Raw genomic sequence first — 26,560 nt, 5'->3', positions numbered from 1 at the left:
AGGCTGTCAGGCACCTTGCGTGGCTTGTGTCGCGCGCGCCGCCATCCAATCTTTCAAACCAAGAACCGTTCTGCCGGCGGCGACTTCAGATGCCCAGGCGGCCCTTGGGTCGCCGCAGGGCTCATCGCCGGAATGCCGGTCGATGTGGCCATTGGCCATCCATGGCTCGGGCTGGATCCGCCGCAGCCAGTCCGCCATGCTCGGGACACGGCCTTGGCAATCTTCGCGGACATGTTGCTCGCCGATCCAGCGCACGGGGATGTCCCGACCCGCGCTATTGGTCAGGGTCAGACCGAAGACACGCTCCGCTTCGAACAGACCTTGGGTATGGTGGCGCAGGGCTCGGTGCGTGAAGAGCGCGAGGTGCTCTTTCGAGGCATCGAACCAATCGTGGACGGCCTGATAGTCAGACGGCACCCCGCCGAACTTCCGGGCAGAGCTTTCGGCATGATGAAGCGGATGGGCCATCTCAAAGCCCCTCGTCATAGCTGTACGAGCATTCGACATAGCGGTCGGCGTGATCGAGGCTGATGCTGTCTGCTGCAATGTCCCAGGTCAGCGTGCCGTAGCCGCCCTCGTTGTTCTCGAACCCCGGGTGATGGTGATAGGCGAGCGACCAGGCGAAATCGCCCACCGTAGTGACAAGCGCCTCCGGCAGCTCGACCTCTGCAGGCTGCACCGTCACATCCTCGACATTGCCAGAGTCGCCATAGCCTTCGTATTCGGCAGTTACCTCGCTGATGCCAAGGGCGCGCAATTGCGCGATTAGCTCCGCTCGGGTTGCTTTCAGGGTGGTTTCGCGCTCCGTGCGCCACTGTGCCGCCATTGCGGCATAGTCGATCTGGGGATTGGTCATGGGTCTGTCCTCTTATCTGAATTTGGGGGGCCGGGCCTGGCATTGGTCAGCCCGCGCCCGGGAAGCGCAGACCGGCCAAATCCCGATCCGCGACGCCCGGCCCAAAGCCCGCTTTGACTTTTCAGGCGGCTTGGTCTGCCGCTCTGAGGGCTCCCTGCCCCACGATCCGGGCCAGAATACCCAGAGTGTCGACACCCTCCCCATGCGGCAGGAACACCCGCAGCTGGAACGCGATGATCTCCGTGAAGCAGCCAAGCGCCTTGAGGCTTTCAATCATGTCCTTGTCCGCGCCGCTAAGCTCGAGGCGCATCTCGCCTGCGACCCGGCGACGGGTCAGGCTCAGGCCCCGGCCCAGGTCGACTGGCGCGGTGGTACCGAGGGCGGCGGTCAACATCTCCTGCGGCGTTTGCGGGTTGGAGACGAGGAAACGGGCGCGCAAGGCCGCCGCCCCTTCCTCGCTCAATGTGCGCCCGATCATGGCGGTCGCCCCGTCTGGCGTCACACGGTAGATACGCTCATTGGTGGTCGGAATGTCCTTCCAGATTGGCAGCAAGAGACCGGTCAGCAGGTAAAGCTTGGTCGTGGTGGTTTTTGGCAGGGACGCGGCCTCGGCATCCCAAAGCCGTGAGAACTCAGGCTTGCCGATCTCTCCCCAGGCCGAGGACCCGAACCGCGTTTCCTCCAGATAGCTCGACCCGTTGGGCCGCACCGCCTTGCGCATGAGCGTGACGATATCCTCGTCATACATCTGCATGGGCCGCGCCGAGATAAGCGCCGCGCGGCCGGAGGCGCGATTGACCATGGGCAGCTTGTCAGGGTTGCGCGATATGGCCTCTTCGGCCCCTAGGACGTGGACCGGGTCGGTGACCTCCAGCCCGATGATCCGCGTCACGGCGCCGGATTTCGGGCAGGTCCAGAGATCCTCCGTGGAGACCTGTTCGATCTTTTCGCCGCGCAGGGTTTCCACCCCGAGATCGAGCGTGCCCGCCGCGCGCGCCCGCTCCGCCTGGTCGGCAATCCGCCTCATGAACTCGGCAAAGAGCGCGTTCTGCATGTGGATGGGAAGGGCAAGCACCCGGTTGAGGAAGCGTTGGATCGGGGGAAGTTCCTCAAGGAGCACCCCGTCCTTGTCGATCAGTCGCAGGGCTGTCCAGTCAGTGAAGCTCTCGTAGCTCATCGCCTCGGCGCGCCCGGCGCCAAGATCGGCGAAATACCCACGCAGCGCCGCTCGCGCGATCGGGCTTTCGAGATTGTCCTCCTCGCGGAACATGCCTTGCGAGCCGGTCTCGCGCTGGCCCTTCGTCAAGGCCCCCAGCTGGTCAAGGCGTTTGGCTATAGTCGATGTGAAGCGCTTCTCGCCATGCACATCGGAGGTGCAGACTCGGAAGAAGGGCGCGCTGACCTGGGCAGAGCGATGCGTGCGGCCGAGCCCCTGGATGGCCGCATCGGCGCGCCAGCCGGGCTCCAGTAGATAGTGCCGCCGCCGTTTCTGGTTCTTCGCCGTTTGCGCCGCGTGATAGGACCGGCCCGTGCCGCCCGCATCGGAGAAGATCAGGATATCCTTCTCACCATCCATAAAGGCTTGGGTCTCGGAGGAATTACTGCTGGCGGCGCGCTTTTCGATGAAGAGATGACCGTCCTCGGCCTTGAGGGGCCGGATCGATCGGCCCGTGACCTCGGCGACAGCCTCGTCACCAAAGGCCCAGAGGATCTGATCGAGCGCTGAGGGGATCGGGGCCAGAGTCATCAACTCCATCATAGCCGCATCGCGCAAGCCGAGCGCCTCGCGCGAGACGACCAGCGCCCCGGTCTCATCCCGCAAGGGTTCCGCCACCATATTGCCGTCGATTTCCACGAGCTTTTGCGCGTGGATCGGGAAGGCCTGTTCGAGGTAGCCCAGAACATAGTCGCGCGGCGTCAGGGCACCCTCGACGAGCTCGTCGTCGGGGTCCATCGTTTCAAGCCGGCGTTTCAGCAGGCTCTCGCCTGTCGAAACCACCTGAATGACGCAAGCGTTGCCCGCCGCGAGGTCATCCTCGATGGCGCGGATGATGGTCGGGGCTTTCATGCCCATCAGGAGGTGGTTGAAGAAGCGCTGCTTCGTGCTCTCGAAGCGAGATTTGGCCGAGGCACGTGCGGCCGAGGCATTGGTCTCCCCCGAGGCGTCATTGACACCGGTGGCTGTCAGCGCAGCTTCAAGATTGTGGTGGATCGTCCGGAACGCACCCGCATAGGCGTCGTAGATCTCGATCTGGGCCGGGGTGAGCGCGTGTTCCAGCACGTCATACTCCACCCCATCAAAGCTGAGGGCACGCGCCGTGTAGAGGCCGAGCGTCTTGAGATCGCGCGCCACTACCTCCATGGCGGCGACACCGCCTGCCTCCATCGCCGAGACGAAACTCTCGCGGCTTGGGAAGGGGTATTCGGGGCCCTGCCCCCAGAGTCCGAGCCGCGCGGCATAGGCCAGGTTGTGCACGCTCGTGGCACCCGTGGCCGAGATGTAGAAGACGCGGGCACGCGGTGCGGCCAGTTGCAGCCGCAGGCCCGCAAGGCCCTGCTGGGAGGGTTTGACCCCCCTGCCCTGCTCGGACCCTGCCGCATTCTGCATGGCATGGGCTTCATCAAATGCGAGGACGCCTTCGAAGTCTTCACCCATCCAGTCGAGAACCTGGCTCAGTCGCGTGGTACCGCATTTGCCCGCGGACCGCAGCGTGGCGTAGGTGACGAAGAGGATTCCGTCGCCCATCGGGACGGGCTGATCGGGTTTCCATTTGGAAAGTGGCTGAATGTCGGCAGGCGAGCCGCCGAGATCGGTCCAGTCGCGGATCGCGTCCTCGATAAGCGTGGCGGATTTGGAGACCCAGATCGCCTTCCTGCGCCCGGAAAGCCAGTTCACGAGAATGAGCCCCGCGCATTCGCGGCCCTTGCCACAACCGGTGCCGTCGCCGAGGAAATACCCGAGGCGATAGTGACACGCATACGGGTCATCATCGGCACGCGTCAGCTTTGTCTGGTCGTCATCGATCGTGAACCGGCCTGGCAAATCACGCCCATGGGCATCATGCGCCATGATGATGGTTTCCAGCTGTGCCTCTGAGAGATGTCCCTCCTCGATCAGCCTGGCGGGCAGACGCAAGTCATCACTGCCCGTGTTTGAGGGCATGGGCGGGGCAACCGAGGCCATGGCGATGCTTTCGACGAGCGGCGTGGGATGTTCTTGCGCACCCGCGATCTCGATCCGCTGCGGACGGTAGCGCGCATAGATGTCCGAGACGGGCGTGTTGTCGCGCGGGGCCTCAAGGCTTGTGAAAGTGAGCGGTATGGCGGCGTTGGTCTGAGCGTTGGACGCCGCAACTTTGGCAACTGGGCGCTTGCGCGTGACAAGTAGTGGACCGACCGATCGCGCATGAGGGTTTGTCGCCGCCCGTTGGACGGGGCGCGTCTCAGGCCGGTTTGCGGCCACGGTGTCAACAAAAGGAAGGGCTTCCTCCAGATCCTGAACCGCGGCGCGGATCATCTCGCCGTCCTCCTGCACCTTGTCGAAGACCATCAGCTGGGTTTCCACAGTTGTGCCGAGCTTGCGGTAGACCTGCCCCGGTATCGTCAAGGCCAGTCGCGGCGTCAGGAGACCGCAGGCGCGGGACCAATGCGCGGCATCGCGCTCCGTGCTGAACCCCTGCGGCATGATCGCCACCAGCCGGCCACCGGGTGCCAAGCGCTTTGCGGCCGCAATGAGATGCTTGGCAGCGATGTGTTTGTCCCGGGATCGGTCGACCGAGGAGGCAAAGGGCGGGTTCATCGCCACGACGTCAGGCAGGACCGGTGTCGGCATCAGATCGTCGATGTGTTCGCCGTCGTGATCCGTCACATCGCCACCAAAGACAGCCCGCAGGAGGCGCTGACGAAACGGATCGATCTCGTTGAGCAAAAGCGTGGCACCGGCGCGGGCGGCGAACGCGGCCAAGGCACCGGTGCCAGCCGAGGGCTCCAGCACGGTCTCGCCCTTGCGGATCGCAGCCGCCTGCACCGCCAGGGCGGCAAACGGCAGCGGCGTGGAAAACTGCTGCAGCCGGATCTGCTGCTCCGACCGGCGTGTTTCCGTCAGAAGCCGCGAGGCGAGCAGCTTTGCAACGGCGATGTCGCCTGCCGCGCCGTCCCCAGGTAGCAGCATCTGAATGGCGGCTGCCTGCATCAGGTCATAGGCCATGCGCCAGTCCCAGGCGCCGCCAGCATCGCTGCCATGAAACGTCTCGCGCATGATGCGCGCGAGCGCTGAGCTGCGCAGGGGTTGTTGGTCGATCTCCGTGCCGATCTGCGCGAGGGCAGAGGTGAGATCAGCGTTGGAGATTGAGAGAGCCGGGTTCGCCGGTTTGGGCTTGGTCATGGGGCTTTTCCTTTGGATCAGGGTCTGAGTTCCAAAGGATAAAAAGCCCACTTTCGCTTTTCAGGGTGACGGGATCAGACCGCGCTGACCTCCAAGGCTTGGTCAGGACTTGGGTTCGATCTGCCGCTTCGCATCAATCAATGCCTGTGCGGCCTGCATCACCTTAACCTGAGATGTTCCCGTACGTGCATCCTCCAGCGCGGCCTGTACCTGCGCGCGAAACAACGCGTCATACGAATTGACATCAGCCGCCACGGAAATGCTCCTCGAAACCGAGGTGCGGCTGTTCCTTACCCGTTGGGTCCATTGCGCTTTCTCCGACTATACTATGGGTCGATGCTACATCACCCACAGTGGTGCCGTAAACGGCAAGGCCGTAAGGTTCACAGCTAACGGGGCCACTTACCGATCGGTCGCCGCTTCAAGAGACGTCTCGAACCGCTTGTCCGCCGCCGCCGCTTCTTTCAAGAGCGCGTCAAAATTTTCAGGTGGGTTGCCATCTTCCAGCATCCCTTTGAACGTCGCGTAGGCATCCGTCTTGCTGCCATAGGCGCGCAGGGTCTTGTCGTCGTTCACCCAGGCCACCACGATGACCTTTGCATCGCTGTTGAACCGGTAGAACAGCCGATACTGCTGGAAGAATTTCGCCCGGAACCAGTGCTTGCGGTGATCGCCGAGTGTGCCGCCTTGCCGGAAGGCGGCGGCACCCGGGTCCGCCGGTATGGCCTCGGTCACCAGCTTGAAGATGGCGGCCAGCCGTTTCGCGGAATTTTTCTTGCACCAGGTCTTTGGATCGCGAGCCTTACGCGCCTCGACCTCCAGGATCAGCCCTTCGAGCTGGTCCAGAAAGAGCGGATGCGCATAAATCGACCATCCGTTTACGACAAGGGGCGCCCCTGCGGGCACGCTATCGCCGCTCATTCATCCTCGGGCGATAGCGGCGCATCGAGATCGACGTCAACGTCTCCGACCAGTGCTGCAAGACGGTCATGCAAAGCCCCATCGAACGCCCGAATGCGGTCCGGATGCGCCTTGATATCTGCCTCGACAAAATCGAGAAAGGCGCCGAGCGCGGGATCATCCTCTTCGGCGCGCACGGGCTCGATATAGACCCTGCCACTCGGCTCGGTGCAGTAGCGAATCTGGTCGCCCTTGCCCAGCTTGAGCTGCTTTCGCACACCTGCCGGCACGGTTGTCTGATACCGATCCGTGAGCTTCGAGACATCTTGTGTGAGCACTGTCATGGCAGTCTCCTGAAAGAAAAGGGTCTTTGCTTCCTGCGATAGGTAATGCATTTGCATTGCCTTGTCAAGGCAAGCCGCAGGATCTGCTGTCGTCGGCAGGTCGATGAACCGTCCGGCGCAGCACCTATTCTCGCCCCGCGAAATACTCCGCCAGCACCTGGCTAGCAGCACCTTTCGCGGAGCTGAGCAGCTCCGAGCTGGAAAGCGTCGCTTTCGACAGGCGTACGAGCCCGCCGGTTTCCTCGATCCGGTAGCAGCGGCGTTTTTGCCGCCCGCGTCTGTAGTGCGTCACGGTGACGATCTGGCAGGTGCTGCCATCGGTGAGCGTCACCGGTTTTGCGAGCTTGATCTTGTCGCCTTCCTCGTAGTTCGGGATCGAAGCCCATTCCCGGCAGCGCTGGCGCCAGTCCCGGGCGTAGCTGTCCGGGTCTTTCAGGTCGGAGAGAAGTTCGATCAGCGCAAGGGGCGCGCGCGACGCGTTCGGGCCAGCGCTTTCCTCCATATCCTTGTAGCCCCAACACCCATCGTCGTAGGCGGTGAGGAAGACGGCGGCGAAAGTGATCGAGCCGTCAGGATCGGTGACATAGGTCGCGTCCTCGACAGGGGTGCCATCGCGATTGGTAACCCTAGCCGCCGCATACCAGGTGGAGCCGACCTTACAGGCCTTGACCAGGTCCGTTTTGCGCGTGTCGCCCTCAAAGGTGCAAAGCCGGGTGATCTCTGCTTTCTCATCCGCGTAGGATTTGACGCGGCCGTCGGTGTAGAAGAGCCAACCCATTTCAGAGTCCTTTCTCTCGTAGGGAAAATTGTTGTCGCCAATGTCCCAAGAGGGCCGCAGGCCCGGCAGGGTATTGGCGATGCTTGTTTGAGAAAGGGCGCGTTAAGCCGCCATCCGGTCATCGATTTCCATCAGCGCATCGAGCGGCACGCGGTAGGGCTGCATGGCGTCGAAATCCTCGCAGTTCCCAGCGTTCTGCACGATTGCGAAGGTGTCGCAGGCATCCTTGAGAATGACCCGGAAGGTGCCGCCGAGGCCCGAGGGCACCTCGTAGGTCCCGCCGATGAGATAATCCGAGGCCCGGCGCACGAAGACGCGGATACTGTGGCCATCGGTGGCGAGCCGGATCGCACCCCGCCCCCGGTCGATGAGCACCTGCACGTCATCCAGGATGTCGGTGTAGAACTGGCCGGTCAGATCGCGAAACGCCATGCGGCGTTGCGCCATCCAGTCGGTGTCGCGGAACGGGTTCATGCCATCGGCGAAGGCAAAGGACGGATCGGCCTGCTCGGTGGTGACGATGCGGGTGGTCGTGCCGTCGATGCCGTTCGAGCGCAGATGCACACCATTGCCGACGATGAGGATCAGGGCCGGCCTGTCCACGGGCCCGTTCCAGTTGGGCAGGAAGGTTTTGCAGGCGCGCGCATGGGCGATCTGCGCCGCAACTGCGGAGGCAGAGAACTTGAGAATAGCCATGGGGATGTCTTTCCGTTGGGTGTGGGAGGGTTGACCCGCGCGGGTGGCATGATCTACGCGCGGGTCGCGTGATGGCTCAGGCCGCTTGCGCGACCTCGCTCTCAGGCTCCGGGGTTTCCGCAGTGGGCTCCGCCTCATCACAGGCGACGCCGGCGGTCTGCATCATGGGCGGGCACCAGGCGGCCACAGCAGCGCGCTGCGCGTCAGTGAGCGTCGCGAAAGGCTCGGCGAAGAGCTTGTCGCAGAAGGCGACGATCTCTTTCTTGCTCGACGAGGCCAGCGTCACCGCCTCCTGGGCCAGACCCAGATCTTCGCCGAGGATCTTCAGGAGCCAGGCCTTCTTGAAGCGGTTGAAGAGCGCCGCATTTGGCGTCCAGTGGGCGCGGATGTCGGGCATGATCTCGATCTCGAAGTCATGCATCAGGCTGTCGCGCTGGCGGTCCCGTGCGAAGCAGGACTGCGTCGTGCTGGCGGTCGCATAGGCCACGAGCTTGGCCTTCTCGCCGGCCTCCAGCGCGCGAAACGCCGCGAACTGATCGGCGGGCGAACGGTTGTCATCGAGCCAGGAGAGGTCCAGCGCATCATGCGCCGCCGCCACCTGCTCAAGCGAGGTCTCGTCGATCTCGTCCATTTTGGCATGGCTGCGGTATTCCTTGCGGGCATCGATCTTGATCGCCTGCGTGACGCTCATGCCGCTGGCCAGAACATCACTGACCAGCTTGAAGAGCGTCAGATCGAGCGTGGCCTCGGGATGCAGCGCCATCGCGGCGCCAAGGGCCATGGCCCGCTCGGTCTTGAGATCCTCGGCCAGCGACGCCGGGTAGCTGATTTCGCCAGCGTCGGGGGCCTCCTCTCCGGTGGTGTTGGTCGACGAACCGCGCGCGCCCTCTTCTTTCACGATGTCCTCCGGGCGGACGAGGCCTACATGGAGCGTGATCTGCCCGTTCGACCAAGACGCAATCACGCCTGCACGGGCGAGATCCTCGGCGCTGTAGGCCTCCTGCAGATCGCGGGCTTCCTCTTCCAGAGCGTCCACCCGGTCGTAGAGCGCATTGTAAGCGTCGTCTTCGAGCCCCTCATCCTCCATCTCGAGCTGCAGTTTCTCAAGCTCAGCGGTGATCTCATCGATGCGCTTCTGGCTCGCCTCATCCGGCTCGATCGGGCTGGGATAGACTCGGCCATAGTCGGCCATGGTCGCGTAATCGTAGCGGACCACCGAATCGGCCCAAGCAAAGCCCAGCTTTATGCGGGCCTCTTCGGCGGCGGCACCGAGCTTCTCGAGCAGGATGGTTTCGACCAGTGCTGCATCCTCCAGCACGGAATGCTCTTCCAGAAGGTCAGCCGCGACGGCGCCGCCGCGGGCCGCGTAGTCCGCGCGCACGAAAGCCCCGATATCATCGCTGACCTGCACACCGCGGGATTTGAGCGCCTGACGGACCGTGTAGGCCTGCAGATAGCCGCCGTCTTTTGTGAGCGCCTCGAAGACCTCGCGCTGCGCCTCCTGGCTCGGGTGCTCGGCGAAGGCTTTCATCGTGTCGAGCGTGATCACCTTGCCCCGGGCCGCGGCGCGGATGTCGGGGTGGATCAGGCCATAGCGCAACCGGCCTTTCACGGCGGCCACCGTGGTGCCGAAGGTCTTTGCGATGGTCTCGGGCGTCTGGCCGTCGACCTCCATCATCCGGGCGAAAGCCTCGAACTCGTCGATGGCATTCATCGGTGCCTGGGTGATGTTCTCGGCGAGCGACAGCGCCGTGGTGACGTCGCACTCCTCAGGGACAAGGCGGCAGTCCACCTTGGTTTTCGCCGTGAACCCCTTGCTGGCCTTGTCGGCGATCAGCTCCTTCAGCGCGGCATGGCGCCGGCCACCGGCCAGCACGGCGTATTTGCCGTCGACCTGCTGGACCAGAAGCGGCTGCAGGAGACCCAAAACGGCGATGCTGGCTTTCAGATGGGCGATGTTCTCGGGGTCGTAGGTTTCCGGCGAATTGCTGCGCACATTGGCGGGATGCGGGACCAGATCGCCGATGGCGACGGAGACGGGTTTGAAGCTTGCGGTCATGGGATATCCTTCTCGATGGATTTGGAGCGGCCCGCGCGTTCATGCGCGTGACCAATCCCCGGCTTCGGGGATCACCACGACAAAAGGCCCGCTTTGCCTTTTTGGGGCAGCGGGCCTTCATCGTCTGAGATGTCAGGGGGAGGCGTCCCCTGCCCTTCTACCAGTCGCGCGCCAGCATGATGGTCAAAACGCGCATGGTGGTGGCAGGATTGTCCGGGGTCTCAGCCCCGTAGCGGAAATCCGAACCGGCTTCATAAAGATCGATTTTCCAGAACACGGTCTCGCCCCGGATCTCGACCGCCCCGAAATCGTGCCATCCCTCGGGATCATTCTCAGGCTCGAACGTGGCAAACTCACCGGTGGCCTTCACCGCCTCGGCCATGAAGCCGTCACCGGCCTCCATAAGCGAGCGGGTGACATGCATTCGGCCCTGGATGGGCTGCGCGAGCGGTACTCCAAGGCATGCGAGCCTGCGAAACGCGTCGTTCTGCGCTGCGATCACACTCGGATCAGGGCGGTCTGTCTGGGGTTGTGCGGTGATGGTCATGGGGCATTCCTCTGTGAAGTTGAAACACCCATCTCAAAGCCTGCTTTTTCTTTTCCGCCTGGCGGCAGGACCGAAGGAGAAGGTGCCCTACCCGAACAGCCCCTTGGATCTGTAATTCGGGTTGGGGATGGTCTTGACCCAGCCACCCCGTTCCTTGATGGTCTCGAGCGCTGCCGAGAGCGGATACGCGCCCTCAGACGCGCTCCACCAATAGGCACCGCGTTTGAAGGAGATGATCTTGCGGCGGCCGTCGTTGAAGCAGGCCACCCGCAGCGTCTTGGGTTCCTTGCGTGACATGCGAGTCTCCGTTCTCCGTATGGTCAAGCAGCCTCGGCGCTGCGCCCTGCCCTGCCCGCCTCTGACCGTGCGATCAGGTAATCACAGGCGCGCTGCGCATCCGCGGCGTGCTTGAAGATCGCACCCTTGTCCGACCGAAGAACGCGCAACCAGTTGTGGAGATAGGCGGCATTCATCTCGAGCGTATGGGCCGTGAAGCCGAGCGTCTGACCCATAAACACGGAGGTCAGTTCCGCGACGATCTCCTCGCGCGCATAGGACGTGTTGCCGAACTTCGAGAACCCGAAATCACGGTTCAGTCGATGCGGGGCCTTCGTGGCATGGGCCAGCTCATGGGCCCAGACCCCGTAGAAATTGCGCGGGTCCTGGAACCGCGTGATGGATGGCATGTAAACCTTGTCCACGGGAGGCAAATAGTACGCCTCCGTCCCCGTGAAGACGGTCGTGATGTCGATGGCATCGAAAAACGCCTGCATGTGCGGGATGGGCTCGGACGGCGGATGCTTGGGCACGGGCTCCGGATCGGGAAAGAAGCTGTCGGGCAAGCCCTCGATCTGGCAGGCATTGAACACGCGGTAGGATTTCTGAAAGCGAAAGATGTGGGCTTCCTCGGAGTGATCATCCCCGTCGCTGCGGTCATGCTCATCGCCGCCCGCGTCTTTCCGGCTTTGACCGTAATAGACGACGACAGAGGATTTCTCGCCCTTGCGAACCTTTGCGTCCAAGGCATTGGCCTGCGGCAGCGTCATCCAGAAGGGCGAGCTGTGCCCCGCCATCACGGTGCGCATGGTTAGCAGGAAGTTGTTGACCCCCTGGTAGGGCTCACCGCCCACGCGCAGGGGGCGCGAGCTGCCGCCTGCGGTCCAGGGCTTGCGCCACGGCAGGACACCGCGCTCGATGATACGGATGATTTCGTTGGTGATGACCTCGGAGGCATCGAATTTGGGCGTGCGGGATCGGGCCATGGCTGGCGTCCTTTCGAGTTTTGGTGAGAGGGAATGGAGATCAGATTGACCGACGGGGCCGCGGATCGTTGGTGATGCTGGCACCGAGCTTTTCGACCATGTCGATGTAGGTGGTCAGCGAGACGGACCTGCCGGCACCCGAACGGTCCGGGTCGACCGAACCGTCCCGCGTAACTTGCGGCAGGTTCGCGAAGGCGATGACATTGGTGACGGGTCGAATGTCGATGGCGGGTGTCCCTCGTGCGACCGCAAGCACGGCCAGGGGGAAGCGCTCGATAGGCGCGAGAGTCGACACGGTGGTCCAACCGAGATGGATGAACGTCCCACCATCCCCGCAGATCACATGCGCGTTTGGCAATGACGTAGCCTGCCTGAGATAGCCGAGATCGCGGAGAACGGCTTTCCGCTCGAGCTGCCGTGCCAGCTCCGTCTCGCCGGTTCGGCGCAGCTCTCTATGCCGCCACCAAGAGGCAGCGGTCGCGCGCAGCACGCGCAAGACACCTGTTTGCATGGGAATGCCCTTCATCCGGAACGGCAGACCGGAACCCGGCCCGGACCCGTCCGAGGCACCCCAAGGTCCCTCATCCGTAAGTCACAAAAATCCGAAGTCCACTTTCCCTTTTCCCGGGTACGGACCCTGTCCTTCTCAAAAACCAACGGGTCCCCAACAAACGGCTCAATACCGGGCCGTCTCCAGAAGCCCTTGATTTGGAACAGCAAATTCAGATCGGCAGGCAAGATCGGCAACGCATATCGGCAAAACCTTGCCTGCGGCTCCAAAATGTGTATGTTTTTCAATTACTTTGCAAACATAAAAGATCGGCAAAAATGCTGGAAACGCCCGCCAGAATCGAACCCTGCTTCTTCGAGGAGCATATTCCTACAGAATTGGCAGACCTTTCGGTCGACATCCAGAGGGAAGCCACCGGGCTGGGACAAGGGCTGCATCCTGACAGCGCAGCCGAGCTTGCCGATCTCGTCCGCGTGATGAACTGTTACTACTCCAACCTGATCGAAGGGCACAACACACGCCCCCGCGACATCGAAAGGGCGCTGGCTGGCGCCGAGCTTGAGGAAGAAACCCGCCCTCTCGCCCTTGAGGCCCGGGCGCACGTCATCGTTCAACGGGCCATCGACGAGATGCATCGCATAGGCACCCTGCCCCGCCCCACATCTGTCGAATTCCTGACTTGGGTCCATAAGAGCTTCTACGACGAGATGCCTGACGAGTTTCGGGTCCTCGAACATCCCGACGGCACACAGGAGCCCATCGTTCCGGGACGTATGCGCCAGGACGATGATCGAGAAGTTGCGGTCGGGCGCCACCTACCCCCATCATCGTCACGCGTTGCGGCGTTCATGGATCACTTTGACAAACGGTTTCAAATTGCGGAACGGTCTTCGAGCGGACGGATCATCGCGATCGCGTCTGCACATCACCGGTTGAACTACATCCACCCTTTCCCGGATGGCAACGGTCGTGTCAGCAGACTGATGTCTCATGCCATGGCCCTCACAGCGGGGATTGGTGGCCAAGGGCTTTGGTCCGTATCGCGTGGGCTGGCCCGCGGGCTGACCGATCGGGGCGAGTACAAACGGATGATGGATCTGGCCGACAGCCCACGCCGCGGAGACCGCGACGGACGAGGGAACCTGTCAGAAGCGGCACTGAAGACGTTCAGTGAATGGTTCCTGAAAGTGACGCTTTACCAGATCACCTTCTCCGCAAAATTGTTCGATCTCGGGGGGTTGGACCAACGGTATCGTCGTCTTGTTGCAGATACAATCGATGACAAGCGTGCGCCGGAACTGATCTCGGCGGTTCTTCGACATGGTGCACTGGAACGTGGCGACGCGCAAGTTGTGCTCAAGACGTCCGAGCGTACGGCTCGCAACACACTGAGTAAACTGACTGCCGCCGGATACCTGACCTCCGCATCTCCGAAGACTCCGGTGCGGTTGGCGTTTCCGTTGGATTATCGAGAGCGGCTCTTTCCAAACCTGTTTGGTGACGGTGACCTGCCCGCGTGACTGGCAACCGAAGGACCCTGTTTCTGGCCAAGTCCGCGAGAGCAGCCTCTGACCGTGTTGGAAAGAAGTTCACAACTGTGAACTATCCCGAGCTATCCTACTTGTCAGCCGAGTTCACAGCTGTGAACTCATCATGCAGCATCCCGCCGCATCAAGGCCATGATCATAGGACCGCAGGAGAACTCCCCAATTGCTGCCTTTGAAGATAGGGTTCTCAAGTAGCCTCCAGGTGATCGGATTTCCGCAAACCGTTCAAGCATTGCAACGATCACAACAGACGCTTCTTCGGGACCCATATAGCGTTTCGCCTCGTCCCACGCGGACGGGGAAATACCCATCATGGGCCTGACCACATCAGCCACCCGGACCAGATCGTGCCAGTGGCGCACCGGCTGCTCGGAATACGCTTTGAATTCCTGACAGGAGGCGAGGACGAGACCAAGCGGTATGTTCGGCATCAGTTGATCGTCAATAGTTGCCGTTGAGTTGCCCTCATCTTCAGAACACAGAGGACTATTGGCAACTTCTGGAGTTTCGCGCACAGCGCCTCCGTCCCGCGCTTTTTCTAAGCGAGGTTCAAGATCATAAGAGTCTTTATTTGAATTCTGATAGTGCTGCTCAGAAACAGCATCATTGGTGCTCATATTCTCTGTTTCACAGCCATCCAGAAGGCTTCGGGCGTGATCTAAAGCTGACCCCAAAGCGTCTTCGATGCGCCTAAGGTCTTCCATTTCGAGTTTTCTGCGAAGATCTCGGGCCATTAGGGCCGCAAGATCAGAGAATTGGTCCCAGACGCCTTGATCCGGACGAAGTGAGCGCCCGTACTCGGCCAGACCTGCGAGGTCACGCCGCATGAGGCTCACAGTGGCACGTAGGCGCTTGTACCGCTCTTCTGCGGCCCGGACGGTCTCAGCGGCCTCACAAACCTCCTGGAAGCGTCGAACGAGCGGAGAAAGGTCGAACCCAAACGCAACCTTGTCGTCGCCGTAGCGGCGGGCATAGCGCTTCCCATTGGGGCTATCGCGCCGGACAACAAAGCCAGTCTGCACTAGGTTGGAGAGGTGGCGCCGCATCGTCGAGCAGGGCATGCCGTTCAGGCGCTCGCAAATCGCCTTGTTGGACGGATGTACAATCAATTCGCTGTCATTGCCTCCGAGAATTGTCGCTTGGTGAAAGCTGACCAGCGCCTGAAGCACCGTCAAATCCCGATCGGACAAGCCGAACGCGACTCGAGCGGCAGCGAGCTCCCTCAGGACCTCCCACTTGTTGGCGCCGGCTGGGGGCAGGTCTTCCTGGGTCGCTGCCTGATGTTTCAGGATGGCAGCATCTATCGTTCGCCGGAACGGCGATACGGGCGTGTAGTCCATTTTGTCATTCACGAAGACAAAAATATCCCGGTCCGCGAATCACTTTGGACTTGCGGAAAATAGCTCCGGACACTACCTTGAAGGTGCTAGAAACAAGTTAGGGTCTCGTGGAGTGGTCGCTTTGCGGGACCTTTTCTTTTGCCTTTTCGTGCCTCCTTCTTTGATTTCTGCTCTTCCTCAGTCTTCCGACCGCTGCTTCCAGCGCTCGTGAAGGTCTTCAATCATGTCATGCACTTGCGTCTCGACCCAATCGGCGAAGTCTCCATCCGCCAACTCGATCGATAGGCCCTTGGCAGTGCGTTTGACCGTGCCGCCGCGTTTGCCGCCGATCTTCAGCGGGACGCTGGAAGGTGGGGCAGGGGAGGGCGACTTGGCCGGTTTAATCGCCTTGGTCACAGCCTTTTCTACGGCCAGGAACGCTTGGATGGACGGGTCATTGGTAGAGGCAACGTCATCCACCACCATGGAGGTCTCGGCATTTTCACGTGCCTCTTTCGCGATCCCGATAAGGTCCTCGCGGTCCAGACCATTCTCGTCGATGGCCCGACCAAGGGATTCCCATCGGGGTCGGCCAATGCCATGGGCGGCGCCAATGGCGCGTACCAGATCCGGCCCGACCATGTCCGCGATCGCGATCGCCATAGATATGGACGACTTCGTGACGGTAAGAATTTCTGCAACCTGAGATTGATTTCCGAAGCCGGACGACACAAGGTCTTTTGCGAACAGGGCCTTTTCAATAAAAGACAAATCGCGCCGGCCCATGTTCTCCGAAATCTGAGCACGCAGAGCGCTGTCGTCATCCAGGTTGGTGACTAACGCGCGAACCTTGGTAACCTTATCGGACTGACGGATCGCCTCCAGCCTGCGTCGCCCATAGACCAAAAGGTAGCGATCATCTTCACCCGGCGCACGTCGCACGAGGATCGGAACAGTCTGACCGTTCGCCTCAATCGCATCGCGCAAATCCAGTACATCGGCCGGGTCAAGCCGGTCCGCCATACGCCCGTCTTCGATGCTCGCCGGGTCCAGTTCCCAAACATGATGGGAATCGACCGCGTCGCGGGCGGACCGAAGGGCGCGATTCGAGGTCATCATCGGTGTCACAGCACCTGTCTGAGAGGCAGGGGAGGGGGCCCCAGCTGCCGCAAGACTGTCCAGCATTGACATGCGCTTCTTCTTGCCACTGGTCATGTGCGCCCCCAGGTTTTCTGGATTAGGTCGGCGATCTCGTCATTCAGCGTATTCAGGCTCTCAATCGCGCGATCATAGGTGGAACGCGTGAACGCGCTGCGTTCCACTTCATAAAGTGTCTGCTTGGTCAGGCCCGCATCTGAGATGGCTGTAGACTTCAACATGGGCGAATTCAGCACGGCTTCGCCGTACATTGTTCGCAGGAAAGCCACGATGCGGTTCTGCGGCGCATCCTGCGGCTCGTAGCGGGTCAAAACATAGCGCATCCAGTCATGAGACATGTCAGCGCCGCTCTCGGCGATCACGTCCATGAGGTCGGCTGTCATGCGGAGGAATTGCGACATGGACATCACATCGAGCATCTCTGGATGGATGGTCACCAGAACGCCCGTGGCCGCGGACAGGGCGGACATGGTCAGAAAGCCAAGCTGCGGCGGGCAATCTATGACGACCACGTCGTAATCCTCATCGACCTGGGCCAGCGCCTCCTTCACGCGGAAGAAGAAAAGTCCGGCATTGCCCTGCGCCAGCGCGCGCGGGGTGTCGTGCTCGAACTCCATCAGTTCGAGGTTGCCGGGGATCAAGTCCAAATTGGGGATATAGGTCTTGCGGATGACCGACCGGATCGGCTCCGGGTCCTCATAGCGGATCGCATCGTAGAGAGTGCCGCCATCTTCGAGGTCCAATTCCGGCTGAACGCCGTGCAGCGCGGTGAAGGAAGCTTGTGGGTCAAGATCAATGCCCAGCACACGATATCCGCGCAGGGCAAGCCGTTGAGCGAGATGGGCAGAGGTTGTTGTTTTTCCGGACCCGCCCTTGAAATTCATCACGCCGATGACCTGAAGATGATCACCTTCTCGTCGTCCGGGAACGTAATCGCCCGGCTTGCGAGCGGTTTTTTCAAGGAGCACACGCAGCGCCTGGATATCCTGCGCCGAGTAAAGACGACGGTTGCCGGCGGTAAGCTCGGGAGAAGGCCCTTTGCCATCCAAGTTGAGTTTGCGAAGATAGGAATCGTTTACGCCGAGCAGCCCCGCAGCCTCACCAGAGGTGAATTTGCGCATGGTCTTCTCGGCATCGGGTGGAAACAGGCTCTCACGTTGCGAATGCAACTGGTTCGCCAGCCATTCCGAATGCTGGCGGATCACCGCGTTGAGATCCTCATGCACAAAGGTATTATCCATCTGCCCTCTCGCTTCCGAGACATCGCGTCTTTGGCGTGTTCACGGAAATTGACGTTTTTTGCCTCGTTTCCGTGACTATTGGCGCAAGAGTCGGATTCGCGCAAGGTTTTTCCACATCTAGTGGGCGAGTCCTCACCGAACACAAGGCTGTTAGGCTTCCTACTGCATGGTCTAACGCACCGCATCTCACGAAAAGGGAGAACTCTTTTCGGGGGGCTCCAACATGGCTTTTGAGCGCACCAAAGCTTGCCTTTTGGCAGTTCTGGATATACATTATTGGATGTTTATCCATGCCTGAGAGGACAAGATGCAAGTTGCCAAATGGGGAAACTCCCTTGCCGTCCGGCTACCCGCGGATCTTGTGAGGGAACTCGGCTTAAAGGAAGGCGATCAGGTCGACCTGGTAAAGGACGATGGAACCATTCTTGTGAGACGCCAACCTCGCGCCGATGAAGTTCTACAAGGGCTAAGGCGGTTTCGCGGAAAACTGCCCAAGGACGCGCGTCTAAGCCGCGACGCCGCGCATGAGCGCTGAATTCGCAGACACGAATGTTGTGCTCTACCTGCTCGACGATGGTCCAAAGGCTGAGAGGGTGGAGGAAATTCTGGGGCAGGGACCCCGGATCAGTGTTCAGGTCCTGAACGAAGCGATGGTCAATTGCCGACGGAAAGCTGGGCTCAGTTGGGAAGATACCGGAGCGTTTCTTGAGGGTATTAAGTCTTTATGCCCTGTCGAGGGCCTAACGGTTCAAACCCATCAAGTCGGTCGCGCGTTGGCAGAGAAGTACCAGTTATCGGTCTATGACGCGATGATCGTGTCTGCCGCGCTGATCGCTGGGTGCACGACGTTGTGGACTGAGGACATGCACGACGGATTGCTGGTCGAGGATCGGCTGCGCATCGTCAATCCATTTGCCTGACCAGCAACCCAAGTCGCTCCGCCCGTTCCAACAGCATCCTGACGGATGACGGTTGCCAGCTTGTACGTCCCCGTGGAGTCCGCTCACGCATGGCTTCCAACCGGTCGCAGATCGCCTGCAGCGTGATATCCGGGTCCGAACCTTTGATGGCCGCAACAATCGCAGGCAGGCGATCGTCGGTTTCGCGACGTCCAGCGCGTCCAAGCACTTCAGCGGGCAGGAACCCGTCCCGCACATATGCTTTCACGGCGCGGAGCAGGCGGCTTTGCGTCCAATGGCGGCTGTGGGGTAGGGGGCCATTAATAATCTGCAGAACGTCTTCCCATGCCATATCGGGGCGCAAGCGGCGCACATGTGGCACCCAATCCTGCGCGGTTTCGTTCAGGCGCGCCATGTAGCCGTCCTGTCGTGCCAGCCGCACCTTGCGCAGCGCGGCGGGGTCTTTGGTGCGAAGCCCAGGATTGCCACCAACGCGACCCTTGGCGCGCGCAGAGGTAATCCCAGCCTTTGTGCGCTCACGTATCAGCGCGCGCTCGAACTCGGCCGCAGCGCCCAGAACCTGCAATGTGAATTTTCCTTGAGGGGAGGCGGTGTCGATCGGGTCCTGGAGCGAGCGGAAGAAAGCTCCCTTGGCCTCCAGACGTTCGATCACCTCCAGCAAGTGCGACAGAGACCGCGCAAGCCGATCAATTCGCACGACAACCAGTGTGTCGCCGCTCTGGACGCGTTCGAGAACGCGCGCAAGCACAGGACGCGCGCGATTGCTGCCTGAGGCGTGCTCTTCGGAGATTTCGACGCATCCTGCGGTTTGTAGGGCTTCAGACTGGGGCAGGGGGGTCTGATCCTCTGTGGATACGCGCGCATAGCCTATCAGGGGCATGAAACCGGGCCGTTTGCAATTTAATATATTGTCAATAAACGACCGTTTTTAAACGAATGCAAGTAGGTGCTCTCTCGTCGTGCTCGTCCAAAAACCCTTGGTTTCCTTACGCTGAGCGTGATCTGAGAGAATCCACCGGCAGTCGCGCGCGCCTAATCTATAAAGAGCGAAAGCAACCGCCACGAAACCACTTGGGTAATATGCAAAAGAACTGTATTTTGCACATATGAAGACCCAAGCATCTGCGCTGACTGATTATTTCAATGCCCCCCTCATCACTATCGAGGAGGATGAAGATGCTCGCGAAGAAGATCTCTGGTTTCTGCCGGGACCACTCGAAGAAGAACCGGATGATTTGCCTCCCGGGCCACGGGCGGAACCGCCCGACACTGCTGTCATCGAAGACTGGGCAAAGGCAGAAGGCTTTCATGCTGTGCGGCTGGCAAAAGTGGCTGGACGCCTGGGAGCTCTGGATGACCGGCTGCTGCGTGGCCCGGAAGGCTGGCGGCATCGCCTCGCTTTGATCGAGGCAGCGGACCTCAGCTGGTTCGCGGGGGATCGGGTGAGTTCTGATCGTCTGGCGCTCTGGATATCGATGCGGCTCTCGGGCGCACAGGATGACCCAAATGCCCTTGCAAGAGCTGGATGGGCTGTTCGGCGCCTGACAGGCGGTCCCGGACCGAAGGCTGATTTGGCCGCCTTCCTGGATCGCCGCGATCCCGAGACTATTGAAAACAGCGCTGAGCGTTTCGAAGATCGCGTGGGCGCATGGTTGGACGTTATGGCTGCAGCAGCCGAGCTCCACCCAATCACGCGGGCTTGCATGGGCTTTCATCTCTGGAGCCTGGCCGGCCTTGGACAGCACGGCGACCAGATGGAAGCCGCCGTCACCGCGTCCAGGATCGCGGCCAGCGATGGAAGCGGCGCCATCTTCGCACCGCTCGCCATGGGCGGGGCAGGGGGGCTGCGTGTTTCGGGCTTGCCGCCCGAACGTTTGGTCGGCTGGTTGGATGGGATGAACAGCGCAATTCTAACGGCGATGCGTCACTTGGACGATATCGAAGCTTGGGCGACGCGGGCGGAGGCAATGACTGCAATGCTTTCGGGGAGAACGCCGCGAGCGCTACGCCAGATGCTGACGGAGTGGCCACTTGTCTCCGCGCCAATGGCCGAGGCAATGACCGGTACGAGCCGGGCCGCAGTTCAGCGCAACCTGACGTGGCTGGAGAACAAAGGCTTGGTCCGGGAAGTCACAGGTCAGGGCCGCTTTCGGATGTGGCGGGCTGCAATCTGACACAGTGCTGTGCGTCACAATAGACCCACGCTCCATTTGATCAGCATAGAAGCACGAAGACTTCGAACCAGTGTGTGCCAGCGTCAGTTGCCCGGTTGCCGTGCCAAAGTGGCAGTCTTCAACGGGCTTGCCCAAGCGCACCGTTACAGTAGGCGCCCGAAGATTTCACAATCCCATGCCGGACCCCGAAAAGTGCTTCGCGGGCAGCGTTCAGATCGCCGAGCGCCGCCTTCGTCCTGTCGGGTTCGGCCGCCGAAATTGCGAGGAGGAGCCCCTCAAGCAAGGCGAGGGTCCCCGCGTGCAGGCCGAAACCGCCTGTGCGGCCGCGGGGCACGCGCACGAGGATGCTGGCGCGCGGGTCGGGAAGGCGCGGCCCGTTCGAGGAGATCAGGAGAGAGCGAAGGTTCAGGCGCGAGGCACGGTCGAATAGAGCCCGCACCTCGGGATAGGAGCGATCATAGGCCAGGGCCAAGACTGCGTCGCCGGTGCCAATCCCCACGAGATCGTCGGCAAACTGCAGGCCGGTGCGCGACAGGGTCCGCGCATCGAAACCCAGCCGCCCAAGTTGCGCCGCCAAATACCCGGCGATGAAGCCAGACGGCCCGATTCCGAAAACGTGGATCCGGCGCGCGGCGGCGATAGACCTGACGATGTCGGAAACCACCGCGTCCTCCAGCGCCTCGATGGCGTCCAGCGAGGCGCGCAAGGCCTGTGCCGATGTCTTCAGGCCCGGCACATTGCCAGGCTGCGCCAGTTCGCTCGCCATGCGATCCGCCAGCGTCAGGTCGCGGCGCAGGTCCTCGGCCAGGGCGTGGCGCAGGTCGGCCAGCCCGGCAAAGCCGAGCTTGCGAGCGGTTCGAATCACTGTGGCGTCGCTGGTCCCCGCGGCCGCGGCGATCTCTGCGGCCGAGGCATGCAGGGCGGTCTCGCGATTGCGGGCGAACCAATCGATGAGGCGCGACTCGGCGGGCGAAACCGCCGCGTCGGGGGTGGAGATCCGGTCGGAGAATGTGGCCTTGCTCATGTTCACTACAGGCAAGATGTAGTATTCACGACAAGCGTGTCACAACCGGACCGCAGTCAAGCGCAAGATGGGGAGGATCCCATGCCGCCGGATTTCTGGACTGTCCTGTTTCCCGCCGTCACGGCGGCCTTCCTCGCCTCGATCGTCGAGGTGGTGGAAGCATTCACCATCGTGCTGGCCGTCGGGACCGCCGCGGCGCTCGCGGTCCTTGGCCTCGTCGTCCTGATCCTCGGGCCGGCGCTGCGCTTCATCCCGATCCAGGCCCTGCAACTGGTCGTCGGCATCCTGCTGCTCCTGTTCGGCATGGGCTGGCTCAGGAAAGCCGTGCTGCGTTCGGGTGGCGTGATAGCCCTGAATGACGAAACCCTCGCCTATGACGCGGAGACCGCCGAGCTTCGGTCGCAGACCGGATCGCCGCAGACCCTGCAATGGATCGCAGGCATCGCTGCCTTCAAGGCCGTGCTGCTGGAAGGGTTGAGGTGGCATTTGTCGTCGTTGCCGTGGGTGCCGGCAAGGGTTTGCTGTGGGAGGCGTCACTTGGCGCCCTCGCGGCCTGCGCCCTTGTTCTGGTGGTGGGCGCGGCCGTTCACAAACCGTTGTCGAAAGTGCCGGAGAACACGCTGAAGTTCGGTGTGGGCGTCATGCTTTCCGCCTTCGGTGTCTTCTGGACCGGCGAAGGGCTGGGCGCGGAATGGCCCCGGGCCGATCTTGCGCTCCTGCCACTGGCGGCGCTGTTGCTGCTGTCCGGCATCGGCCTTGCGCGTCTTGCACGCACCACTTCAGGAAGGAGCCTCGCATGACCATCCTCGGCGACGTCTTCAAGGAACTTCTCAAGATGTTCGTGGCCGACCTGCGGCTCACGCTGGCGGTCCTCGGCGGCGTGGTCCTGGTGGCCATCCTCATGGACAGGGGGGTACTCGGACCCATTGGCGGAGGTCTGGCGATCGCTGCCGGGTGCGTGCTGGTGCTCGGCGAAGCGGTCCTGCGCGAAGCTCGAAGGCGTAAATGACCTTGGCAGCGTTTTGAAACCGGCCAGAAGCGGTTTCTTCAGTTTGTACCGAGTTGCACCGGCCTTCCCTCCTCGCGCCATTCGGGCAGGCCACCTTCGAGCCGGCGGGCGTTGAGTCCCTTCCGACGCAGGGCGGCAACGGCTTGGTGGGCGTACACGCAGTATGGGCCACGGCAATAGGCGACGATCTCGGCCTCGGGAGCGAGCTCGGACAGGATTGGCTCCAGGTCCGCCACATTCACGTTGCGCGCGCCTGGGATGTGCCCTGTTCCCGGTGTTCCTTGTGACCCAAGGCGCGACCCTGACCGAGGTCGGCTGGATTGTCGGCACCTACGGCTTCGTCTGGGGCGGCTCGCAGCTCTTCACCGGGCGGCTGTCGGACCATGTCGGGCGGTTCTGGCCCAACGTGCTGGGCATGTGGATCTGAGGCGCGGGGGTGGCGATGGTGGTCATGGGCACCGGCGCGCTCTGGTGGTCGGTCTCGGCCGGGGTGGCGGGCTTTGGCATGGCGCTTCTCTACCCGAACCTTTCGGCGGCGGTCGCCGACATCACGCCGCCCGCCTGGCGCGGCTCGGCCATCGGCATCTACCGGTTCTGGCGCGACCTCGGCTATGCGATCGGGGCGCTTGGCCTCGGGCTGGCGGCCAGCCTTACCGGCGCAGCGGAAGCGGCCTTCTGGTTCGTCGCGATCTCGATGTTCGTCTCGGGCGCCGTGCTCTTCTGGTTCGGCGAGGAAACCCATCCGCGGCTGAACCCCGCCAGCCCTCGGGAGCTTGCAGATGCGTGACACACTTGCCCGCCCTCTGGGCTTCCTTTCGATCTTGTTGGGGGTCGCCTTGACCTGCCCCCCGCGGGATCCCTCAACGTAGTGTAGAGTCTGCGCCAACTCTGAAGGAGCAGACGAATGCGAAAAAGCCGTTTCACCGAGGCGCAGATTATCGGGATGATCAAGGAGCAGGAGGCAGGCATGCCGACAGCTGATGTGTGCCGCAGGCATGGCCTCAGCCCGGCGACCTTTTACAAGTTCAAGGCCAAGTATGGTGGCATGGAGCTCTCCGAGGCGGCCAGGCTGAAGGCGCTCGAAGACGAAAACGCCAAGCTCAAACGTCTGTTGGCCGACACCATGCTCGACAACGTGGTTCTGAAGGATCTGCTGGGAAAGAACTGACGACATTGACCAGGCGGCGAGAGGCGGCGCTCAGGGCGATGCGGGATCATGACATCTCGCAGCGTCGGGCCTGCCAGCTTGTCGGTGTCGACCCCAAGACGGTCCGGCGCACACGCCCGCCGGACTGCCCCGAGATCCGCGAGGAGATGAAGGAGATCGCCGGGAAGCGGCGCCGGTTTGGCTATCGCCGGATCGGCATCCTGCTTGAGCGCAAGGGCATGACCATGAACCACAAGAAGCTGTATCGGCTCTATCGCGAGGAAGGGCTATCGGTGAAGCGACGGCGTGGACGCAAGCGGGCTCGCGGGTCACGCACGCCGATGCCTGCGGCGGCGCATCCCAATGCGCGCTGGTCGCTCGACTTCCTGGCGGACAGCTTCGGCGCCTCGCGCAAGTTCCGTATTTTGGCCGTGATCGACGATTGTTGCAGAGAGAACCTGTGCCTGGTCGCCGATACCAGCATATCGGGCACGCGTGTTGCCCGTGAACTCGATGCGCTGGTGCGGATCTACGGAAAGCCTGCTTGCATTGTCAGCGACAACGGGACGGAGTTCACCAGCCGGGCCATCCTGAGATGGGCCGACCAGAACGCCATTCCCTGGCACTACATCGACCCCGGCAAGCCGCAGCAGAACGCGTTCATCGAGTCCTTCAACGGCAGCCTGCGCGACGAATTATTAAACGAGGAGATCTTCGACACACTGGACGATGCCCGGCGCAAGTTGGCGCTCTGGCGCTACGACTACAACGCCGTCAGACCGCACTCGTCTCTGGGAAACCAGACGCCGCTCGAAGCGCGCCGGACGCTTGAGCAATTTGAGGGCTCCGCGCCCGGCGCGCTTGCCCACAACAACCGATCCGACTACCAGTCTCAAACCTGCAGACTCTCGTTATGAACGAGGGACCCAAGGGGGGCAGGTCAGCCTCAATCGCGCTTATTGCAGTCTCTGTCTGGGGCTTCCGGGCGGGCGACTGGCCCTGGCCGCAGGCCTATAACCTTGCCAGCTGGGGCGCGTGGGCGGGCGGTGCCGGTGTCGTCGTTGCGCTGACCGGGCTGGTCGTCTGGCTTCGCCGCGGGACGGGCGGCGTCAGCACGGTCCTGCTGGGGCTGATCCTGTCGTTGCCCGTCGCGGGTCTTGGCGCCGCTTTCGAGATCGCCGCACGCACCACGCCGCCGATCAACGACATCTCGACCGACACCGAAGATCCGCCCGTCTTCTGGTTCACGGCCACGCCCAGCGACTATCCGGCATCGAACGCCGAGCCGCAGCTTGCTGCCTATCCGGATGTGCGACCGCTGGAGACGCAGCTCTCCTCAGCCGAGGCTTTCGCGGCCGCGCTCGCCCTCGTGGAGGACCGCGGATGGGCGGTGCTGTCGGCCGATCCTGCGGAAAGCCAGATCGAGGCCATCGCCCGGAGCCGCCTCTTCGGCTTCGAGGACGAGGTGGCGATCCGCGTCACCGAAACCGACACCGGCGCCCGCATCGACATGCGCTCGCGTTCGCGGCTGGGCCAGATCGACCGGGGCGCCAATGCCCGGCGCATCGAGGCCTTCCTGTCAGCTCTCGAAACGCGCGCCCGGACCTGAGGACCAGCCATGAAACACCTGATCCTGCTGAACGACCCGCCCTATGGCACAGAGCGCAGCTTCAACGGGCTGCGCATGGCCCATGCGCTGGCCAAGAACGACCCGCAGGCCGAGATCACCGTCTTCCTGATGGCCGACGCGGTGCTCTGCGCCAAGGCGGGACAGAAGACGCCCGACGGCTACTACAACCTCGAGCGGATGCTCCGCCGCGTGCTCACCGCCAAAGGCCGCGTGCTGGCCTGCGGCACCTGCATGGATGCACGCGGTCTCAAGGACGAGGACCTGACCGAAGGCGCGAACCGCTCCACCATGGACGAACTCGCGCAGGCGACCCTGGCTGCGGACAAGGAGCTGGTGTTCTGATGGCGGAGATGCTGACGCTCGTCGCCATCGCGACCGATGGCGCGCGCCAGCGCGTAGAGGCTCGCCACCAGGCCGACGACGCCGAGCGTCAGGGCGAAGAGGACTGCGTATTGCGTCGGTGCATCCATCCGGAAGCCCTCCAGCCGGAAATACGCGGTAACGTCATGCCGCCCCGGATCATGCAGGCCGCCCCGACGCTAGAAAGGCGAGCGGTCCGAGCCGTTCGCCGAGCCGCCGGTCGAGGCCGAGGTAAAGCCCCGCCCGGGTCAGGAACAGCAAGGCGAAGACGAAGACATAGATGACCGCCGCGCCAATGTCTGTCGATCCGGCGACATAAGGGCCGCCGAAGCCTTCCGCCGTCGACCAGATCACGAAGGCCAGCGCGGCGCCGCCCAGATAGGCAAGGTTCGAGAACAGGCCCAGGATTAACGCGATGGCAAGCGCCGTTTCGGCCACGGCGACCAGATAGGCAAAGGCCGTCGGATTGACGTTGACCACGTCGATCCAGAAATGGATCCAGTCGCGGACCAGCGCCGGTTGCTTGTCGAGCGCGCCGGTGAGGTAGCTGGCGAAATCATTGATGAAACCCGGGCGCCACTTGAATTGCGCGTCGATCGCCCAGACCAGACCGAAGAGGATCCTTACCGCGCCAACCGCATTAGGGCTGACAAGTCCTGCCTGATGTGTCGACATCACCGTGTTCTCCATGTCG

The 26,560-nt window shown here is 62.2% G+C and carries 28 protein-coding genes and 2 pseudogenes; 10 read left to right on the top strand and 20 right to left on the bottom strand.

Annotated features, from left to right (window positions below; translation table 11 throughout):
* Window positions 1–6 precede the first annotated feature (6 nt).
* The 13 genes from BMG03_RS20220 to BMG03_RS20160 all read right to left on the bottom strand — a co-directional run bounded on the left by BMG03_RS20220 (window position 7) and on the right by BMG03_RS20160 (window position 12,352).
* On the bottom strand, window positions 7–468 hold the full coding sequence (locus BMG03_RS20220; protein ID WP_075777217.1) for a DUF6915 family protein: 462 nt from the start codon (window positions 466–468) through the stop codon (window positions 7–9).
* A 1-nt stretch (window position 469) separates the two neighbouring features.
* The gene (locus BMG03_RS20215) at window positions 470–856 is read right to left on the bottom strand and encodes a DUF6878 family protein (RefSeq protein WP_075777218.1); all 387 of its coding nucleotides are present in this window, start codon (window positions 854–856) and stop codon (window positions 470–472) included.
* A gap of 121 nt (window positions 857–977) precedes the next feature.
* A complete protein-coding gene (locus BMG03_RS20210) occupies window positions 978–5,240 on the bottom strand; it encodes a strawberry notch family protein (RefSeq protein WP_075777219.1) in 4,263 nt (1,420 codons plus the stop codon).
* A gap of 102 nt (window positions 5,241–5,342) precedes the next feature.
* Entirely contained in the window at window positions 5,343–5,495 is a 153-nt protein-coding gene (locus BMG03_RS20205) for a StaA (RefSeq protein ID WP_075777220.1), read from the bottom strand.
* A 147-nt stretch (window positions 5,496–5,642) separates the two neighbouring features.
* Window positions 5,643–6,161, bottom strand: a complete 519-nt coding sequence (locus BMG03_RS20200; RefSeq protein ID WP_075777221.1) for a type II toxin-antitoxin system YhaV family toxin — start codon at window positions 6,159–6,161, stop codon at window positions 5,643–5,645.
* The gene (locus BMG03_RS20195) at window positions 6,158–6,484 is read right to left on the bottom strand and encodes a type II toxin-antitoxin system PrlF family antitoxin (protein WP_075777243.1); all 327 of its coding nucleotides are present in this window, start codon (window positions 6,482–6,484) and stop codon (window positions 6,158–6,160) included. The genes BMG03_RS20200 and BMG03_RS20195 overlap by 4 nt, the downstream gene beginning before the upstream one ends.
* Window positions 6,485–6,608: 124 nt before the next feature.
* Window positions 6,609–7,262 carry a DUF6927 domain-containing protein gene (locus BMG03_RS20190; RefSeq protein ID WP_075777222.1) on the bottom strand — a complete coding sequence of 218 codons (654 nt, stop codon included), beginning with the start codon at window positions 7,260–7,262 and terminating at the stop codon, window positions 6,609–6,611.
* Between the two features lie 102 nt (window positions 7,263–7,364).
* Window positions 7,365–7,958, bottom strand: coding sequence for a regulator (locus BMG03_RS20185; protein WP_075777223.1), 594 nt, complete (start codon window positions 7,956–7,958; stop codon window positions 7,365–7,367).
* Window positions 7,959–8,034: 76 nt separating this feature from the next.
* Window positions 8,035–10,017, bottom strand: a complete 1,983-nt coding sequence (locus BMG03_RS20180; protein WP_075777224.1) for a ParB/RepB/Spo0J family partition protein — start codon at window positions 10,015–10,017, stop codon at window positions 8,035–8,037.
* A 157-nt stretch (window positions 10,018–10,174) separates the two neighbouring features.
* A complete protein-coding gene (locus tag BMG03_RS20175) occupies window positions 10,175–10,564 on the bottom strand; it encodes a DUF3768 domain-containing protein (RefSeq protein WP_075777225.1) in 390 nt (129 codons plus the stop codon).
* Between the two features lie 87 nt (window positions 10,565–10,651).
* On the bottom strand, window positions 10,652–10,861 hold the full coding sequence (locus BMG03_RS20170; protein WP_075777226.1) for a DUF6330 family protein: 210 nt from the start codon (window positions 10,859–10,861) through the stop codon (window positions 10,652–10,654).
* 23 nt (window positions 10,862–10,884) lie between these two features.
* Window positions 10,885–11,826: an ArdC family protein gene (locus BMG03_RS20165; protein WP_075777227.1), complete on the bottom strand. Its 942-nt coding sequence runs from the start codon at window positions 11,824–11,826 to the stop codon at window positions 10,885–10,887.
* Window positions 11,827–11,866: 40 nt separating this feature from the next.
* Window positions 11,867–12,352 (bottom strand): hypothetical protein, encoded by a 486-nt coding sequence (locus BMG03_RS20160; protein ID WP_075777228.1) that lies wholly within the window; start codon window positions 12,350–12,352, stop codon window positions 11,867–11,869.
* A 302-nt stretch (window positions 12,353–12,654) separates the two neighbouring features.
* Here BMG03_RS20160 and BMG03_RS20155 point away from each other — a divergent pair, with 302 nt between their 5' ends.
* Entirely contained in the window at window positions 12,655–13,857 is a 1,203-nt protein-coding gene (locus tag BMG03_RS20155; RefSeq protein ID WP_075777229.1) for a Fic family protein, read from the top strand.
* 131 nt (window positions 13,858–13,988) lie between these two features.
* Here the strand turns inward: BMG03_RS20155 and repC are convergent, their stop codons facing one another.
* The 3 genes from repC to repA all read right to left on the bottom strand — a co-directional run bounded on the left by repC (window position 13,989) and on the right by repA (window position 17,602).
* Window positions 13,989–15,224, bottom strand: coding sequence for a plasmid replication protein RepC (gene repC / locus BMG03_RS20150; RefSeq protein WP_075777230.1), 1,236 nt, complete (start codon window positions 15,222–15,224; stop codon window positions 13,989–13,991).
* Between the two features lie 177 nt (window positions 15,225–15,401).
* On the bottom strand, window positions 15,402–16,418 hold the full coding sequence (repB, locus tag BMG03_RS20145; RefSeq protein WP_075777231.1) for a plasmid partitioning protein RepB: 1,017 nt from the start codon (window positions 16,416–16,418) through the stop codon (window positions 15,402–15,404).
* A complete protein-coding gene (gene repA / locus BMG03_RS20140) occupies window positions 16,415–17,602 on the bottom strand; it encodes a plasmid partitioning protein RepA (RefSeq protein ID WP_075777232.1) in 1,188 nt (395 codons plus the stop codon). Before repA ends, repB begins: the two co-directional genes overlap by 4 nt.
* Before the next feature lie 307 nt (window positions 17,603–17,909).
* On the opposite strand from repA, the gene BMG03_RS20135 reads away from it, so the two are divergent.
* Complete coding sequence (locus BMG03_RS20135; RefSeq protein WP_009815510.1) at window positions 17,910–18,137, top strand: AbrB/MazE/SpoVT family DNA-binding domain-containing protein; 228 nt, start codon at window positions 17,910–17,912, stop codon at window positions 18,135–18,137.
* Complete coding sequence (locus BMG03_RS20130) at window positions 18,127–18,522, top strand: PIN domain-containing protein (RefSeq protein ID WP_075777233.1); 396 nt, start codon at window positions 18,127–18,129, stop codon at window positions 18,520–18,522. Before BMG03_RS20135 ends, BMG03_RS20130 begins: the two co-directional genes overlap by 11 nt.
* On the opposite strand, the gene BMG03_RS20125 is transcribed toward BMG03_RS20130, so the two are convergent.
* Window positions 18,506–19,402, bottom strand: coding sequence for a recombinase family protein (locus BMG03_RS20125; RefSeq protein ID WP_075777234.1), 897 nt, complete (start codon window positions 19,400–19,402; stop codon window positions 18,506–18,508). The genes BMG03_RS20130 and BMG03_RS20125 overlap by 17 nt on opposite strands.
* 226 nt (window positions 19,403–19,628) lie before the next feature.
* Between BMG03_RS20125 and BMG03_RS20120 the strand changes: the two genes are divergently transcribed.
* Window positions 19,629–20,696, top strand: a complete 1,068-nt coding sequence (locus BMG03_RS20120) for a helix-turn-helix domain-containing protein (RefSeq protein ID WP_075777235.1) — start codon at window positions 19,629–19,631, stop codon at window positions 20,694–20,696.
* 118 nt (window positions 20,697–20,814) lie between these two features.
* Here BMG03_RS20120 and BMG03_RS20115 read toward each other — a convergent pair whose 3' ends face one another.
* Window positions 20,815–21,720, bottom strand: a complete 906-nt coding sequence (locus tag BMG03_RS20115; RefSeq protein WP_075777236.1) for a MurR/RpiR family transcriptional regulator — start codon at window positions 21,718–21,720, stop codon at window positions 20,815–20,817.
* Window positions 21,721–21,801: 81 nt separating this feature from the next.
* Between BMG03_RS20115 and BMG03_RS20110 the strand changes: the two are divergent.
* Window positions 21,802–22,520: pseudogene (locus BMG03_RS20110) on the top strand (COG4280 domain-containing protein).
* On the top strand, window positions 22,517–22,729 hold the full coding sequence (locus tag BMG03_RS20105; protein ID WP_075777237.1) for a hypothetical protein: 213 nt from the start codon (window positions 22,517–22,519) through the stop codon (window positions 22,727–22,729). Before BMG03_RS20110 ends, BMG03_RS20105 begins: the two are co-directional and overlap by 4 nt.
* Before the next feature lie 38 nt (window positions 22,730–22,767).
* On the opposite strand, the gene BMG03_RS20100 is transcribed toward BMG03_RS20105, so the two are convergent.
* The gene (locus tag BMG03_RS20100; RefSeq protein WP_341865743.1) at window positions 22,768–22,965 is read right to left on the bottom strand and encodes a rhodanese-like domain-containing protein; all 198 of its coding nucleotides are present in this window, start codon (window positions 22,963–22,965) and stop codon (window positions 22,768–22,770) included.
* A 32-nt stretch (window positions 22,966–22,997) separates the two neighbouring features.
* On the opposite strand from BMG03_RS20100, the pseudogene BMG03_RS20095 reads away from it, so the two are divergent.
* From BMG03_RS20095 to BMG03_RS20080, 4 genes and pseudogenes are all read left to right on the top strand, one after another.
* Window positions 22,998–23,516, top strand: a pseudogene (locus tag BMG03_RS20095) (MFS transporter); the annotation flags it as partial.
* Between the two features lie 117 nt (window positions 23,517–23,633).
* Window positions 23,634–24,793 (top strand): IS3 family transposase gene (locus tag BMG03_RS20090; RefSeq protein WP_244271055.1). Its coding sequence is split into 2 segments (ribosomal slippage): window positions 23,634–23,883 and window positions 23,883–24,793, totalling 1,161 coding nucleotides; the frame shifts between segments, so codons are not numbered across the junction.
* Window positions 24,790–25,485, top strand: coding sequence for a DUF1499 domain-containing protein (locus BMG03_RS20085; RefSeq protein ID WP_075777615.1), 696 nt, complete (start codon window positions 24,790–24,792; stop codon window positions 25,483–25,485). Before BMG03_RS20090 ends, BMG03_RS20085 begins: the two co-directional genes overlap by 4 nt.
* A gap of 9 nt (window positions 25,486–25,494) precedes the next feature.
* Window positions 25,495–25,848 (top strand): DsrE/DsrF/TusD sulfur relay family protein, encoded by a 354-nt coding sequence (locus BMG03_RS20080; RefSeq protein ID WP_075777614.1) that lies wholly within the window; start codon window positions 25,495–25,497, stop codon window positions 25,846–25,848.
* Window positions 25,849–26,025: 177 nt separating this feature from the next.
* Here BMG03_RS20080 and BMG03_RS20075 read toward each other — a convergent pair whose 3' ends face one another.
* Window positions 26,026–26,541: a DoxX family membrane protein gene (locus BMG03_RS20075; protein WP_157771628.1), complete on the bottom strand. Its 516-nt coding sequence runs from the start codon at window positions 26,539–26,541 to the stop codon at window positions 26,026–26,028.
* Window positions 26,542–26,560: the final 19 nt, after the last annotated feature.

This window comes from Thioclava nitratireducens, assembly GCF_001940525.2.
In the GTDB taxonomy this organism is placed as follows: domain Bacteria; phylum Pseudomonadota; class Alphaproteobacteria; order Rhodobacterales; family Rhodobacteraceae; genus Thioclava; species Thioclava nitratireducens.
This window is presented reverse-complemented; position numbering and strand designations above follow the sequence as displayed.